Genomic DNA, 15,631 nt, shown 5'->3' with positions numbered 1-15,631 from the left:
GTCAGGTGATCTCGCCGGTCCATGACGCGGCGGGCCCCACTCGGAGCGTGGCGCGCAGGACGCGGGCGGGTGTCAAGCCCGCCGAGCCGGATGCCGAGGTGGATAGCGTCGAGGAATGCCATCGCCTTCGATCGTGTGGTTCCGTGACGACCTGCGCCTGACCGACAACCCGGCCCTCCGGGCGGCGCTCGACCGCGACGAGCCGATCGTGGCGCTGTATGTGCTCGACGAGGAGTCCGACGGGGTGCGCCTGATCGGCGGGGCCGCGCGGTGGTGGCTGCACGGGGCGCTGGCATCCCTCGGCGAACGCCTCGAAGAACGCGGTGCGGCGCTGTTGCTTCGGCGCGGTAAGGCGGCGGAGGTCGTACCGGCCGTGGTCGAAGAGGTGGGCGCCGGCGCGGTGTTCTGGAACCGCCGTTACGGCGGCGTCGAGCGCGAGATCGACGCCGGCATCAAGGGGAAGCTGCGCGACGACGGGGTGACCGTCGCGTCGTTCGCCGCCAACCTGCTGTACGAGCCCTGGACGGTGCGGACGCAGTCCGACAAGCCGTACGGCGTGTACAGCCCGTTCTCGCGCGCCGTGCAAAAACTCCCCGCACCGCGTCCGCCGATGCCCGAGGCGCGCAAGATCCCCGGCTTCGACGGGAGCGTCGATGGCGACGACCTCGGCGCGTGGGACCTGCTGCCGACGAAACCCGACTGGGCCGGGGGTCTGCGCGAGACGTGGGAGCCGGGCGAACCCGCGGCGAAGGCGCGGCTGAAGGAGTTCCTCGACGACGACCTGGGCGACTACTCGAAATACCGCGACGAGTTCGCCGGGGGCGCCACCTCGAACCTCTCCCCGCGCCTGCGGTGGGGCGAGCTCAGCCCGTACCAGGTGTGGCACGACACGGTGGAACACAAGGGGTCGGGCGAGCACGCGAAGAGCGCGAGCGGCTTCCTGTCGGAGATCGTCTGGCGCGAGTTCGCGTGGCACGTGACCTACCACTCCCCCGACATCGCGACGGTGAACTGGCGGCGCAACTTCGACGATTTCCCGTGGCCGACACTCAACCGCGCGCACCTCGAGACCTGGCAGCGGGGCGAGACCGGCGTCGCCGTCGTCGACGCCGGCATGCGTCAGCTGTGGAAAACCGGCGTGATGCACAACCGCGTGCGCATGGTCACGGCATCCTTCCTCATCAAGAACCTGCTGATCGACTGGCGCCATGGCGAGCAGTGGTTCTGGGACTGCCTCGTCGATGCGGATGCCGCGAGCAATCCGTTCAATTGGCAGTGGGTCGCAGGATCGGGGGCGGATGCCGCGCCCTACTTCCGCGTCTTCAACCCCGAGACGCAGCGCAAGAAGTTCGACGCGCACGACGAGTACGTGCGCGAGTGGGCGTCGGAATTCCTCGGCGACGATGCGCCCGAGCCCATGGTGGATCTCGGCGAGACCCGCAAGCGCGCGCTCGACGCGTACGCGCACGTGCGGCACGGGGGCTGATCGCTCGCCCCGGGGAGCCCGTGCCGCTATCGTCGTGCGATGCGTGCCATCCCGCCTTCGCTGGATCCGACCGTCGTCGCCGAGATCGACCGCCGCCTGGCCTCGGTCGCGCACGACCATCGCGTGCGCATCCCGTGGGCGATCGAGAGCGGGAGCCGCGCCTGGGGCTTCCCCTCGCCCGACAGCGACTACGACTGCCGCTTCCTCTTCGTGCGCCGCACCCAGAGCTACCTCTCGCTCTGGCCCGAGCGCGACGTCATCGAGACCCCGCTCGACAAAACGTTCGACGTCAACGGCTGGGATCTCGCCAAGACCGTCGCCCTGATCGTCAAGGGCAACGCCACGGCGATCGAGTGGCTGAACTCCCCCATCGTCTACACCGGCGACGGGGGTTTCCGCGATCGGCTGCTGTCGCTGGCCGACGCCGTGGTCGAGCGCGGCACCATCGGACGCCACTACCTCCACGTCGCCCATCAGCAACGAGCGGGCACGGCGACCCTGAAGCGCTTCTTCTACGCGTTGCGACCGGCGGCCGCGCTCCGCTGGCTCGCGACGCATCCGGATGCCGTGGTGCCGCCCATGGACCTCCCGCGACTGCTCGACGAGGGCGATGTCGGCGAAGACGTCCGCGACGCCGCGCAAGAACTGATCGCGGTGAAGGCGCGCACACGAGAGCTCGGCGAAGGCGAACCCCCGACGGTGCTCGACCGTTTCGTCACGACGCAATTGCAGGAGGCGAGCCACTTCGAGGACGCGCCGCCGGAGAAGGATGCCGCGATCACGCGCCGTCTCGCCGACGCGTACTTCCGCGACGAGCTGGGTCGCGTCTGATCCACCGGGCCGTGTCGCCAGGTCGGTCGTCGGCCCTGTGGCGTCGGGACGTACAAGCGAGAGGGGCGCCACCTCGCGGTGACGCCCCTCTGCGACGGTTGTCAGTTGACGCGCTGCGCGTCGGCGTCGTCTTCGTCGTCGTCACCCGGGATGAACACGTCCACCACGGTCACGTTGATCTCGGCGACCTTCATGCCCACGAGCTCGGTGATGGCCTGGTGCACCGCTGCGCGGACGTTCGCGGCCACGCGCTGGAGCTGCTCGGGGTAGTCGACCTGGATCGCGATGTCGGCGGCGACCTCGGTCTCGCCGACCTCGACGCTCACACCCTGCGCGTGATCCTTGGCGCCCACGGCCTGACGGATGTTGCCGATCACGCGGGCGGCGCCGCCACCGAGGGCGTGGACGCCGGGTACCTCGGCCGCGGCGATGCCGGCGACCTTGGCGACGACGGCGTCGACGATGACGGTCGAGCCGCCGTCCTTCGTGGCGGTGGTGGGGGTGGCGGTGGTGGTGGTGTTCTCAGCCATGTGCGCTTCCTTCCGTCGTACCGGGACCGTGTGTCCCGCGATGTCATAGAGGAGACGCGGCCACCGATCCATTCGTCACGGCTTCCAGCTGAGAGAACGCTGAAGATGGGTGAGGGGATCAGTCGTCGAAGAAGCCGCCGAAGGGTTGGTCCTCGTCGCCGGTGTCGCGTGCGTCGTACTGCACCGTCTCGATCGAGAAGGCCACGCGAGAGGCCGCGGTGAACAGCACCGACATCTGCCGATTGCCGACGACGACGAACCGCTCGAAACGTCCGCCCGCGCGGACGGCATCCTCGATGCGTGCCTGCAGCTTCTCGATGTCCTGCCCCTGAGCCAGGAAATATGCGTGATCATCGATGGCGATCTGCGTGCGCACCATCGTCTGCGTGTCGCTCATGCCGGCACGGTAGGGGCCGAGGCGGTGCACGACCGAAGGGGTTGCGCCCGCGGCGAGCGCGGAATACGCGAGACGCTACGGACGTTCTGGTGAGAGTGACTCCCTCGCTCTCCGTCCTCGATCTCGTCCCCGTACGCAGCGGCCAGAACAGCGCACACGCCGTCGCCGCGTCCCTCGATCTCGTGGAGCGCGCAGAGCATTTGGGCTACCGGCGCTACTGGTTCGCGGAGCACCACAACATGCCCGCCGTCGCCTCGACGGCACCGCCGGTGCTCATCGCCGCAGCCGCCGCGCGCACGTCTCGTATCCGGGTGGGCTCGGGCGGCGTGATGCTGCCGAATCACTCGCCCCTGATCGTCGCGGAGCAGTTCGCCGCCCTCGAGGCGCTGGCTCCGGGCCGCATCGACCTGGGCATCGGCCGCGCGCCCGGCAGCGACCCGGTCATCACGCAGCTGCTGAACCGTTCGGGCACCACGAGCGATGTCTCGCGGTTCCCTGATCACGTGACCGACATCATGGCGCTCACCTCGCCCGACGGTGCGACCGTGCGTTTCACCTCGGGCACCGAGTATCAGGTGAAGGCGACCCCCTCGGCATCCGGGATGCCGCAGGTGTGGCTGCTGGGCTCGAGCGACTACTCCGCCCAGCTCGCCGCGAGTTTCGGCCTGCCGTACGTCTTCGCGAACCACTTCGCCGGGGAGGGGCTGGAACACGCCCTCCGCCTCTACCGTGATCAGTTCGTTCCGAACGAGTCCGGAGACGGGCCCCGCACCTTCGTCACTGCCAACGTCGTCGCCGCCCCCACCGCGGAAGAGGCCGAGGAGCGTGCCCTCCCGCAGCTGCGCATGATGGCGCGACTGCGCACGAACAAGCCGCTGGTGCCTCTCGAGACCGTCGAGCAGGCCCAGGCCGACCCGTTCGACGCCCTGGCCGAGTCGATCATGGCGGCGTCGCGTCAGAAGTGGTTCGTCGGCACGGGTGCGGACGTGCAGGGTCAGCTCGCCGCCTTCGCCGCGCAGCACGGCGTCGACGAGATCATGGTCTCGCCCGTCGCGGGCGCCTACGACGGCGAGTCGCTCGACACCGCCGCCGGACGCGCGCAGACGCTCGAGCTCATCGCGACGCCGGCGGCCGTGGCGGCCTGATCGGCAGCGACGTCTCCGCCTTGCGCGAGTGACGGCGCGTCAGGCCTCGGGCTCGCCGCTGAGCAGACCGCGGAGCCAGTCGCGCGCCTCGACGAAGACGTCGTCGCTGTAGCGCTGCGGGTAGCGCACGATCGCACGGTCGGCGCGCGCGTACGACCCGAGGAAGATGACCTTCGGGCTGAACCGGCGAAGACCCAGCAACGCATCGGCCATACGCTCGTCGAGCACGTGCCCGTCGGCGTCGATGACGAAGCGATACCGGCCCAGGGCGTCGCCGATGGGGCGGGATGCCAAGAGGCTCAGGTTGATGCCACGCGTGGCGAACTGCTCGAGCAGTTCGAGCAGCGCACCGGGGTGGTCTTCGGGGAGCTCGACGATGAGCGAGGTCTTATCGGCCCCGGTGGGCGGCGCGGGAGCGACGGTGCGGCTGACGAGCACGAACCGCGTGACGGCATTCGGGTTGTCACCGATGTTCTCGGCCAACACCTCCACGTCGTGGTGAGCCACGATGCCGGGCGCCGCGATCGCGGCATCCGCGGCGCTCGTGCCGTCAAGCACGCCGAGAGCGCTCGCGACGTTGCTCTCGGCCGGCAGGTGCGCATGAGCGGGCAGGTTCTTGCTCAGCCAGCCGAGACACTGTCCGTACGCGACGGGGTGCGCGGCGACGAGCGAGACGTCGGCGAGCCGGACCCCCGGTCGCCCGACGAGCACGAAGTTGACCGGCACGAGATACTCGCCGACGATACGCAGTCCCGGCACGGTGGCCAGGGCGTCCTGCGCAGTGGAGACGCCACCGTCGACCGAGTTCTCGATCGCGATCATCGCGGCATCCGAACGCCCTTCGACGACGTCGGCCAGCGCTTCGCCGACGTTACGGACGGGCCGCCAGATCTGATCGCGCGCCTCGGGGACCTGCGCGAGCGCCGCCTCGGTGAAGGTGCCGGCGGGACCGAGGTAGCTGTAGGTGCGGCGGGCGAGGGCGAGGTCTGTGTCGGGCAGCACCGGCTCAGCCTAGTCCGCCGCACGGCGATGCCGTCGCCACGCCGGTCGCACCGCCGCGCAGCACCCTCCCCCGCGCGCGCGGCTCTCTCGGTGCTCACCGTGGCCGGCGCCCGCCGCGCGATCGATCCCGAGAGCAGACGTATTGTCGCCGATCGCGACGAGGCGTGTGCGCATGTCGGAGGGAGCGTGCAGACTGGGCGCATGAGCAGTCGCGCAGGACAGCCCGCAGAGGCATCCGATCTCATCGACATCGACGAATTGATCGCCGCGTATTACGACCGCAAGCCGGATGCCGCGGTGCCCGAGCAGCGCGTCGCCTTCGGCACGAGCGGCCACCGCGGTTCGTCGCTGAGCACCAGCTTCAACGAAGACCACATCCTCGCCACCACGCAGGCCATCGTCGATTACCGCGCGGAGCAGGGCATCACCGGCCCCCTCTTCCTCGGTCGCGACACCCACGGCCTGTCGCTGCCGGCCGAGCGCAGCGCCATCGAGGTGCTCGTCGCGAACGGCGTCGACGTGCGGGTCGACGCGCGCGACGCCTGGGTGCCCACCCCGGCACTCAGCCACGCGATCCTCGCGTACAACAAGGGCCGCGCGCTCGACGACCCCGGCCGCGCCGACGGCATCGTCGTGACCCCCTCGCACAACCCGCCGCGCGACGGCGGGTTCAAGTACAACCCGCCGCACGGCGGCCCCGCCGACACCGACGCCACCGGGTGGATCGCCGATCGCGCCAACGAACTCATCACCGCCGGCCTCGAGGGCGTCAAGCGCACGCCGCACGCCGACATCGACCTCGAGAACCTCGGCCAGTACGACTTCCGCGACGCGTACGTGCGCGATCTGGCATCCATCATCGACGTGGACGCCATCAAGAACGCAGGCGTGCGCATCGGCGCCGACCCGCTGGGCGGAGCGTCAGTGGAGTACTGGGCCCTGATCGCCGAGGTGTACGGCCTCGACCTCACCGTCGTGAACCCCGAGGTCGACCCGACGTGGAAGTTCATGACGCTCGACTGGGACGAGAAGATCCGCATGGATCCGTCGTCTCCGTCGGCCATGGCCTCGCTGGTCGCCGCCCGCGCCGACTACGACATCCTCACCGGCAACGACGCCGACGCCGACCGCCACGGCATCGTCACCCCCGACGCGGGGCTGATGAACCCCAACCACTACCTGGCCGTCGCGATCGACTACCTGTTCTCTCACCGTCCGGGCTGGCCGACCGATGCCGCCGTGGGCAAGACGCTGGTGTCGTCGATGATCATCGATCGCGTCGCCGCCTCGCTCGACAAGACGCTGCTCGAAGTCCCCGTCGGCTTCAAGTGGTTCGTCCCCGGCCTGCTCGACGGCTCGGTGGCCTTCGGCGGCGAGGAGTCGGCCGGTGCGTCGTTCCTGCGCAAAGACGGCACCGTGTGGACGACCGACAAAGACGGCATCCTGCTCTGCCTGCTCGCGGCCGAGATCCTCGCCGTCACCGGCAAGACGCCGTCGCAGCGCTACGCCGAGCTCGAGGCGCAGTTCGGTGCTTCGGCGTACCAGCGCGTCGACGCCGCGGCCACGCCCGCGCAGAAGTCGGCGCTGTCGAAGCTGTCTCCGGATGCCGTGAGCGCCACCGAGCTCGCCGGCGAGACGATCACGGCGAAGCTGTCGCACGCGCCCGGCAACGGTGCGGCGATCGGCGGCCTTAAGGTACAGACCGAATCGGCCTGGTTCGCCGCCCGCCCCTCGGGCACCGAAGACGTCTACAAGCTGTACGCCGAGTCGCTCCGCGGCGAGGACCACCTGCGCGAGGTGCAGGAGGAGGCCCGCGCGGTGGTCTCGGCCGCGCTCGGCCAGGCGTAACGCCCTCGTCGAAGCGGCGTCGCCTTTCACCGGCGGCGCCGCTTTCGCGTGCACAGGGGCGGGTCGCTTGGGCAAGCCCTCGTGCGGGCGGCGCCGCCTTCGCGAGCACAGGGGCGGGGGCTTGGGGCAAGCACTCACGAGAAACGCCCTCTCGCGCCAGACAGGGCGTCTCACAGCGTGTCTCGCTCACCAGAGCGTTTATCCGCGATGAAGGCGCGGGGTGCCACGGCCGCGACGGCACGCAGCGATGGGTTCGAGGCATCCGGGCGCGGAGCGTGAGAAGCAGCCGCATCGCGGCCGTCGCGCGGCGACCGCCCCCACCCCGCGATAAACGCCGCGCCGAGTCAGACACGGCACCACACGGCGTGTCTCACACGAAACAGCGTTTATCGCGAAGAGGGCGACGGGATGCCGCGGCCCCGGCGCTCAGCAGAACGTCGGGGCCGTGGCATCCGTGAGTCAGGCGGGGGCGAAGGTCTTCGCGTCGATGACGAAGCGGTAGCGCACGTCGCTGTTCAGCACGCGCTCGTACGCCTCGTTGATCTTGTCGGCCGAGATGAGCTCCGTCTCGGGGGCGATGCCGTGCTCGGCGCAGAAGTCGAGCATCTCCTGGGTCTCCTGGATGCCGCCGATGCCCGAGCCTGCGAACGAGCGGCGGTTCGCGAACAGCGTGAACACCTCGATGGGCAGCGGCTCCGGCGGGGCGCCGACGTTGACCATCGTGCCGTTGCGGGCGAGCAGACCCAGGTACTGCTTGAGCTCGAGCGGGGCGCTGACGGTGTTGACGATGAGGTCGAAGGTGTTTTTCAGCGCCTTGAAGGTCTCTTCGTCCTTCGTGGCGTAGTAGTGGTCGGCGCCCATCTTCAGGCCGTCGTCCTTCTTGCTGAGCGTCTGCGACAGCACGGTGACCTCGGCGCCCATGGCGTGTGCGATTTTCACAGCCATGTGGCCGAGACCACCGAGACCCACGACGGCGACCTTCTTGCCGGGGCCGGCGTTCCAGTGGTGCAGCGGCGAGTACGTGGTGATGCCGGCGCACAGCAGCGGGGCGGCCTTGTCGTAGGGGATCGCTTCGGGAACGCGCAGCACGAAGTCCTCGTCGACGACGACCTTCTCGCTGTACCCGCCCTGCGTGATGGTGCCGTCGACATCTTTCGCGCCGTACGTGCCGATGTTGCCCTTCAGGCAGTACTGCTCCTCGCCCGCCTGGCAGTTCTCGCACTCCCGGCACGAGTTGACCATGCAGCCGACGCCGACGCGGTCGCCGACCTTGTGCTTCGTGACGTCCGAGCCGACCTCGGCGACGGTGCCGACGATCTCGTGGCCGACGGTCAGGGGGTAGGGCACCTCGCCCCACTCGCCGCGGATGGTGTGGATGTCGGAGTGGCAGATGCCGGCGTAAGCGATGTCGATGAGGACGTCCTTCGGGCCGACGTCGCGGCGCTCGATGGTCGTGGGCTCGAGGGGTGAGGTCGCGGACGACGCCGCGTAGGCGTTGACGTGCATGGTTCTCCTCGGTGGGGGGTCGATGCGGATGCATCCATCTTCCCCCGGGGTGGTCGACCGAAGGCCCCCTTGACGGATGCCGGAGGGGGCGGCGAACACACGTCGCCGCCCCCTCCGGCACCGTTCTACTTGCAGGTCGCCGCCGGGATCGCGACCGAGGTCGTCGAAGCCGCGCCGTTCACGGTCGCGGTGACCGTGGCCGTCCCCGCGGGGATCGACGTCTGGCGCGTGGTCAACGTGGTCGACACGCGCTTGCCCGGGTCGACGGCGCCGAGGCTCTTCGCCCCGTACGGGCTGTCCAGCCGCACGTCGGCGCGCGCCGAGCCGTCGTTCTGCACCGTCATGGCCACGATGACCTTGCCGGCGACGCAGCGCGACGAAGCGGTCGCCGTGACCGTCGCCGCGGGCGTACGCGTCACGGTGACCGTGTACACGCGCTCCGCACCGTCGGGGGCGGTCACGCGCACGGAGCCGACTCCGCCGGCGTCGGCGGGTTGGGTGATGCGCACAACGGCATCCTGATCGACCGCCTGCGCGTTGACCGTCGGCCACGCGTCGCCGGGCACGCTCACCGCGTACTCGGTCTTCGCGGGGTCGAAGCCGGCGACCGGGTTCGGACCCACGGTCAGTCGCGCGAGGTCGGCGATTCCCGCCGGCGACGGCGCCGCAGCGAAGATCTCCACCTCGGAGACGATCATGTGCGTCTGCGACCGGGCGTTCATCACCACCCGCACCTCGTCGGCGGCGACGCCACCGAGAGTGACCTCCACCTTCGGGGCGCCGGTCGCGGGCGCCGGGACGCTCTGCAGCGCGCCCTGCACCCACGTGCCCCCGGCGATGCGGTAGTCCACCCGGAGGGTCTCGGGCCAGCTCAACGACCCGCCGTCGCGGTAGAACTGCACCGCCACGCGCTGAACCGTCTCGGCGTTCGCGAGAGCGTAGGTCAGGGTGTCCTGCGTGTTCTTCGTGCCCGAACGCCAGTTCGACCAGCCCTTGTCGGCGCTCTGACCGTTGATCGTGCGGTCGACGGGATAGCCGCTCTCGGTGTATGTGGCCGACGGACGGCTCTGCGGTGCGACGTTGCGCTCGACGGCATCGGTCACGATCACCGTCAGGCGCGCGGGGAGCTTCTCGCCGCCCGGACCGGTGGCAGTGCCGTTCACGGTCACGGTACCGGCCTTGGCGAACGACGCGTCGGTGAGATCGCCCCAGGTCCAGGTGACGGGGGTCCAGAATCCGGAACCGTCGGCGCGCACCTCGGCCTGCACGTCTGCCGGAGCGTTCGCCTTCACGCTGGCCAGGGAGGTGCCGGCGGCGACGGTGACGGACGCCGGTCGCGCCGCCGTGTAGGAGCCGACCTCGACGGTCGCGGTGGCCTCGACCGGGGCGCCGAACATGTCGGTTCCCGTGCCGCGGACGGTGACCGCCCCGGCCTTTGACCAATCCTTACCGGCGAGATCCCAGGTCACGGGCACGGAACGCAGCGTCTGGTTGGCGTAGCGCGCAGCAACGGTGGCGGGCAGGGTCGGCGCCGTCCCCACCGGGGTGCTGACGACGACGGGCTCGACACCGAGCACGGCCGTGCCCAGCAGGCGCCACGACTGGTTGCCGCCGCCGTTCGAGGTCCACAGGCCCACGCGGGTCTCCGGCTGCGAGCTGGCGCCGTTGACATCGAGCACCCGCTCGCCGCCGACACTCAGCACCGAAAAGTGCGTCCCGTCGGTGGTGGATGCCATCCACTGCAGGTTGCGGTCGGCGGCGGCCCCGGCGGGGTCGGAGTCGACCAGCACGGTGCCTCCGTTCGCGACGCCGAGGTACTGGCCGGCGGCGTTCTCGAGGGTGAAGCGGTGGCGGTTCGTTCCTTGACCCTCGAGCGAGCGCACGGTCCAGGTCTGCGTCTTGGCCGCTTCGGCCGTGGTCGCCGCCGGGCGGATGGCCAGGGAGGCGCCACCGTCGAGCATGAGCCCGCTCTGCAGACCCTGCAGCTGCACCGACTGTCCGTCACGGAAGCTCGCGGCGGTGTCGGCGACGCCCGAGACGCCGTCGATGACGAACGTCGTCACCGAGCGCGCGGGAACCGTGAGGGTGGCGGTCTTGGTGGCCGGGTTCACCGCGACGGCCGCGCCCTGCTTCAGCGCGTTGACCGCGGGGTTCTCGAGCGTGGACTGCGTCGTCACCACGGGGGTGACGGTCGCGCCCGCGGCAACGGAACCGAAACGGCTGAGGTCGATCTCGACGGTGCGGTCGGCGGTCTCGCTGTTGACGTGCACGATGGTCGCGCCGTCGCCGTCGGCATCCGTCGCGGCGGTGGACTGCGTGTTGTCGGTCGCGATGAGGTGGTCGCCGGGCCTGATGTAGTGCGTGAAGTTGCGCACGGTGTTGTACTTCTCGTTCGTCAGCACCTTGCACGACGGGTCGGCGTCACCGTCTTTGATGCGGCGCTCGGACTTGCCCTCGGCGTTGCAGTCGAAGTCGATGAAGACGCTGCCCCAGTTGAGCTGCTCGACCTTCTCCATGTTGTAGAGGTCTTCGACGGGCTGCCAGAACACCCACGCGTCGGGCTCGAGCTCGCGCAGATCGGCCTGGATGTGCTCGGCCATCCCGAGCCCGTTGCCGATGTCGGCCGGGTTGAAGCCCTTGCCGGGGGTCCAGTTGCCCTCGACCTCGCTCATCCACAGCGGCTTGTCGGCGGCCTTGGCGATGTCGCGGACGACCGGGCGGCCTTGCGTGCCATAGGTGTGCACGTTCAGTTGGTCGACGGCGGACTTGGCCTCGGTCGACCAGGCGTTCCAGTTGGTCTGGAAGATGCCGGGGTTCGTCTCGTCCATCGCCGAGATCACGGCGTCGGTCGTCGTGTCGGGGTCGGCGAGGCGCGCGGCGAGGGCCTTGATCATCTCGTCCTGACGCTGCGGGCCGATGTGTGCGCCCTCCTGCCGACTGGCGCTGGTGGGCCACGTCTGCCCCGCGGGGATGTTCGTCGACCAGTAGTTCGTGTTCGGCTCGTTGAACGGGTCGATCGTGTCGAACTGGATGCCGTGCTCTTTCTCGAGCTCGTCGACGACGGTGGTCAGGTACCCGGCGAACTTGTCCATGTCGGCGGTGGCGAGCTGCTCGCTGGTGGCGTTGTTGATCCCGCCCGAGACGAAACCGCTCTGCGTGAGGAAGTACGGCGGGGAGTTGCTGAAGGCCTCCCAGTGGGTGACCTTGTCCTTGAGCGCGTCGATCCACCAGCGCTGGGCGGAGTCGGCGTCGAAGTCGTAGTGGGTCGGGTCGTCGGGGTTCCACGCAGCTTTGTAGCGCTCACGGTCGGCGTAGGTCGAGGTGATCGCACCCTGGGCGTCGGTCGCGGGCAGGTTCGGGTTCCAGAAGCCGGGGACGGCACCGCCCGGGCGGAGGTACGACGGGACGTCGGTCGCGTTGCCGCCGCCGATGTTGTAGCGCGCGATGTTGAGGTTCAGCCCGTCCTCGCCGAAGACGGCGTCGAACAGCTTCTGCCGCACGTCGGCGGGGTAATTGCCGGTCGCGTTGGCGAACCACACCAGGCTGGTCCCCCAGCCCTCAAAGGGCGCGGACGCCGTGGCGGGGTTCGGCGTGACGCGGACGGGCGTCGTGGCGGCCTGGGTCTCATCGGACGCCGTCACGGCGGCGGTCGCGGTGATGGCACCGGCGGCCAACGCCACGGCGCACGTCATCGACAGCAGTCGAACTGACTTCATCGTCATTTCCGATCCGGCCGCACCGGTGCGGCCTCATGTGGGGATGTTTACGTCAACATGGACGCCCTCACGAGCTTAGACGACGGTGTTAGCGCACACAAGAACCCCAGGCTCGTCGGCGGCGAGGCGGACGGGCGCGCGGTCGCCCGGCTCAGCGCGGGCCGGAGCTGGCGCGCACCACGAGCGAGGTCGGAACGAGCGTGCGCTCATGGGCATCGCCGGTGCCCTCGATGTCGGCGATGAGGGCCTTCATCGCCTCCGCGCCCACGCGCTCGAAGCGCTGGCGGACCGTGGTCAGCGGGGGCCAGAAATTGGCCGCTTCGGGCATGTCGTCGAAGCCGACCACGCTCACCTCACCGGGGACGCTCCGCCCGGCTTCGTGAAGAGCGCGGATCACGCCGAGGGCCATCTGGTCGTTCGCCGCGAACACCGCGGTGACCTCGGGACGCACCGCGAGCGCCGCCCCGATGCGGTGGCCGGAGCCAGCCGTCCAGTCGCCGATCTGCACCTCGGGCGCGCGGCATCCGCGGTCTTCGAGGGCCGTTCGCCAGGCGTTGCGGCGGCGCTCCGCGGCGAAGGATTCCGGAGGCCCCGAGACGTGCCACACCGTGTCGTGACCGAGGTCGAGCAGGTGCTCGGTCGCGAGCCGTGCGCCCTGCGCCTGATCGTTGTCGACGACGGCATAGGGGTAGTCGGCACTCGAGTCGACCACGACGACGGGCAGGCCCGACGGGATGGCGAGCTCGTTCTCGCCGAGACGGTGCGTCTCGATGAGGATGACGATGCCGTCGACCGCGTGTTCGCGCAGGCGCATGAACGCACCCGAGACGTCGGACTGCGACGCCGACTGCACCGTGATGAGGGTGATGGAGTACCCGGATGCCGCGGCCATCGACGCCAATGCGTCGAGCGTGCGCGTGTTGCCGTACGACCCGAGCGAGAACATGATCACGCCGATGCTGCGGAAGCGCCCCGACCGCAGGGCACGGGCGGCGCTGTTGGGCCGATAGCCGAGGTGCGCCATCGCGTCGAGCACGCGGGCGCGCGTGTCGGGGTCGACATTGCTGCGTCCGTTGGCGACCCGCGATACGGTCTGGCCCGACACTCCGGCCGCCGCAGCGACGTCTGCCATCGACACCTCGCGTCGACGCTTTCGCGTCGGGATCGCGGGCGACGCCGTCGTCGTCTCTCGCTCATGGATGCCCCCTCGGTGTTGACGTTGACACCCTAGCGGAGGCGGGTTATGTTTACGTCAACATCTCGGCCACCCGGACCGGATGCGCACCAATGAAGAGGCACTGGACGATGACGACCACCGCGGCACCCCCGCCCGCCCTGCGCACCCCGCGGCGCAAGCGACGCGCACGCATCGACGACCGCGGCTGGCTGTTCGTCGCCCCCTTCGCGATCGTGTTCGCGCTCGTCTTCCTCGCGCCGCTGGTGTACTCGATCTACCTCAGCCTGTTCCGCGAGCAGCTCATCGGCGGCAACGCGTTCGTCGGCCTCGACAATTACGTCGCCGCCTTCGGCGACGAGAAGTTCTGGGACGGACTCATCCGCGTCTCGGTCTTCCTCGTGGTTCAGGTGCCGATCATGCTGATCCTGGCCCTCGGCGCGGCCCTCGCCATCGACAGCGCACGGCTCCACGCCTCGAGCTTCTACCGCATCGTGATCTTCCTCCCCTACGCCGTGCCCGCGGTCGTGGCGGTGCTGATGTGGGGCTACATCTACGGCGACCAGTTCGGCCTGGCCGGCAACGTCAACCAGCTGCTCGGCTCCGACGTGCTCCAGCCGTTCATCCCGCAGTGGATGCTGCTGTCGATCGGCAACATCGTCACGTGGCAGTTCGTCGGCTACAACATGCTGATCTTCTACTCGTCACTGAAGACCATCCCCGGCGAGCTGTACGAGGCGGCATCCATCGACGGAGCCGGCGCATGGCGCACCATCTTCTCGATCAAGATCCCGGCCGTGCGCGGCGCCGTCGTGATCGCCACAATCTTCTCGATCATCGGCAGCTTCCAGCTCTTCAACGAGCCGAACATCCTCAAGCCCCTGGCCCCGAACACGATCTCGACGTTCTACACGCCGAACATGTACGCCTACAACCTGTCGTTCGCGGGTCAGCAGTACAACTACGCCGCGACGATCGCCATCATCATGGGCCTGATCACCGCGATCATCGCTTACGTCGTGCAGCTGCGCGGCTCACGTCAGGAGGCGCGATGACCACCGCGACCGCACCCCGCACCGACACCGTCGCGGTGACCACCGACCGTTCGCGCTCGCGCCGTTCGTTCGCGCGCACGTCACCCACGCACACCCGCCGTTCGGTCGTGCTGACCATCGTCATGAGCCTGTACCTCGTGTACACGCTGCTGCCGCTGGCGTGGCTGCTCATCAACGCCACCAAGACGCAGCCCGACCTGTTCTCGTCGTTCGGCCTGTGGTTCGGCGACAGCTTCGCCCTCGGCGACAACATCGTGCAGACCTTCACCTACCGCGACGGCATCTTCCTGCGTTGGCTCGGCAACACCCTGCTCTACGTGGTGGTCGGCGCCGGCGGTGCGACCTTCCTCGCCACCCTCGCGGGGTACGGCCTGGCGAAGTACAACTTCCGCGGCCGCAAGGCGGTGTTCGCCGTGATCCTCGGCGCCATCGCCGTGCCGGGCACCGCCCTCGCCGTGCCGACCTTCCTGCTGTTCAGCCAGCTGGGTCTGACGAACACCCCGTGGGCGATCATCATCCCCTCGCTCATCAGCCCGTTCGGTCTGTACCTCGTGTGGGTCTACGCCACCGACGCCATCCCGACCGAGCTGCTCGAGGCCGCCCGCATGGACGGCGCGGGCGAGTTCCGCACCTTCTTCACGATCTCGATCCGCCTGCTCACACCCGGCATCGTCACGGTGCTGCTGTTCGCGGTCGTGGCGACGTGGAACAACTACTTCCTGCCGCTGATCATGCTCAGCAACCCCGAGTGGTACCCCCTGACCGTCGGTCTCAATCAGTGGAACGCCCAGGCCGTCGGCGTCGGCGCCCAGCCCATCTACAACCTCGTGATCACCGGTTCGCTGCTGTCGATCATCCCGATCGTCGCCGCGTTCCTCGTGCTGCAGCGCTTCTGGCAGTCCGGCCTGAGCGCGGGCAGCGTGAAGCAGTGACCACCCGCA

General features: G+C 69.3%; 12 protein-coding genes. 6 read left to right on the top strand and 6 right to left on the bottom strand.

Annotation, left to right across the window (positions count from 1 at the left end; all coding sequences use genetic code 11):
- Nucleotides 1-115 precede the first annotated feature (115 nt).
- Together QE410_RS02105 and QE410_RS02100 are read left to right on the top strand one after the other, a co-directional pair.
- Nucleotides 116-1,486 carry a deoxyribodipyrimidine photo-lyase gene (locus QE410_RS02105; RefSeq protein ID WP_307327252.1) on the top strand — a complete coding sequence of 457 codons (1,371 nt, stop codon included), beginning with the start codon at nucleotides 116-118 and terminating at the stop codon, nucleotides 1,484-1,486.
- A 39-nt stretch (nucleotides 1,487-1,525) separates the two neighbouring features.
- Complete coding sequence (locus tag QE410_RS02100; protein ID WP_307327250.1) at nucleotides 1,526-2,317, top strand: nucleotidyltransferase domain-containing protein; 792 nt, start codon at nucleotides 1,526-1,528, stop codon at nucleotides 2,315-2,317.
- 101 nt (nucleotides 2,318-2,418) lie between these two features.
- Here the strand turns inward: QE410_RS02100 and QE410_RS02095 are convergent, their stop codons facing one another.
- Both QE410_RS02095 and QE410_RS02090 read right to left on the bottom strand, forming a co-directional pair.
- Entirely contained in the window at nucleotides 2,419-2,847 is a 429-nt protein-coding gene (locus tag QE410_RS02095) for an Asp23/Gls24 family envelope stress response protein (protein ID WP_307327247.1), read from the bottom strand.
- Nucleotides 2,848-2,965: 118 nt separating this feature from the next.
- Nucleotides 2,966-3,244 (bottom strand): hypothetical protein, encoded by a 279-nt coding sequence (locus tag QE410_RS02090; protein ID WP_307327244.1) that lies wholly within the window; start codon nucleotides 3,242-3,244, stop codon nucleotides 2,966-2,968.
- Between the two features lie 86 nt (nucleotides 3,245-3,330).
- On the opposite strand from QE410_RS02090, the gene QE410_RS02085 reads away from it, so the two are divergent.
- Complete coding sequence (locus QE410_RS02085; RefSeq protein WP_307334303.1) at nucleotides 3,331-4,389, top strand: LLM class flavin-dependent oxidoreductase; 1,059 nt, start codon at nucleotides 3,331-3,333, stop codon at nucleotides 4,387-4,389.
- Nucleotides 4,390-4,428: 39 nt separating this feature from the next.
- On the opposite strand, the gene pheA is transcribed toward QE410_RS02085, so the two are convergent.
- A complete protein-coding gene (gene pheA / locus QE410_RS02080; RefSeq protein WP_307327242.1) occupies nucleotides 4,429-5,391 on the bottom strand; it encodes a prephenate dehydratase in 963 nt (320 codons plus the stop codon).
- A 201-nt stretch (nucleotides 5,392-5,592) separates the two neighbouring features.
- Here pheA and pgm point away from each other — a divergent pair, with 201 nt between their 5' ends.
- Nucleotides 5,593-7,239: a phosphoglucomutase (alpha-D-glucose-1,6-bisphosphate-dependent) gene (gene pgm, locus QE410_RS02075; protein ID WP_307327240.1), complete on the top strand. Its 1,647-nt coding sequence runs from the start codon at nucleotides 5,593-5,595 to the stop codon at nucleotides 7,237-7,239.
- A gap of 459 nt (nucleotides 7,240-7,698) precedes the next feature.
- Here the strand turns inward: pgm and QE410_RS02070 are convergent, their stop codons facing one another.
- The 3 genes from QE410_RS02070 to QE410_RS02060 all read right to left on the bottom strand — a co-directional run bounded on the left by QE410_RS02070 (nucleotide 7,699) and on the right by QE410_RS02060 (nucleotide 13,593).
- Complete coding sequence (locus QE410_RS02070) at nucleotides 7,699-8,745, bottom strand: NAD(P)-dependent alcohol dehydrogenase (protein ID WP_307327238.1); 1,047 nt, start codon at nucleotides 8,743-8,745, stop codon at nucleotides 7,699-7,701.
- A 125-nt stretch (nucleotides 8,746-8,870) separates the two neighbouring features.
- Entirely contained in the window at nucleotides 8,871-12,461 is a 3,591-nt protein-coding gene (locus tag QE410_RS02065) for a glycoside hydrolase (protein WP_307327236.1), read from the bottom strand.
- A gap of 151 nt (nucleotides 12,462-12,612) precedes the next feature.
- Nucleotides 12,613-13,593: a LacI family DNA-binding transcriptional regulator gene (locus QE410_RS02060; protein ID WP_307327234.1), complete on the bottom strand. Its 981-nt coding sequence runs from the start codon at nucleotides 13,591-13,593 to the stop codon at nucleotides 12,613-12,615.
- Nucleotides 13,594-13,766: 173 nt separating this feature from the next.
- Between QE410_RS02060 and QE410_RS02055 the strand changes: the two genes are divergently transcribed.
- Together QE410_RS02055 and QE410_RS02050 are read left to right on the top strand one after the other, a co-directional pair.
- Nucleotides 13,767-14,690: a carbohydrate ABC transporter permease gene (locus QE410_RS02055; RefSeq protein ID WP_307327232.1), complete on the top strand. Its 924-nt coding sequence runs from the start codon at nucleotides 13,767-13,769 to the stop codon at nucleotides 14,688-14,690.
- 122 nt (nucleotides 14,691-14,812) lie between these two features.
- Entirely contained in the window at nucleotides 14,813-15,622 is an 810-nt protein-coding gene (locus QE410_RS02050; RefSeq protein ID WP_285137681.1) for a carbohydrate ABC transporter permease, read from the top strand.
- Nucleotides 15,623-15,631: the final 9 nt, after the last annotated feature.

It is taken from the genome of Microbacterium sp. SORGH_AS_1204, from assembly GCF_030818935.1.
Taxonomy (GTDB): domain Bacteria; phylum Actinomycetota; class Actinomycetes; order Actinomycetales; family Microbacteriaceae; genus Microbacterium.
Note: the sequence above shows the minus strand (reverse complement) of the source record. Positions and strands in the feature narration are given on the sequence as shown.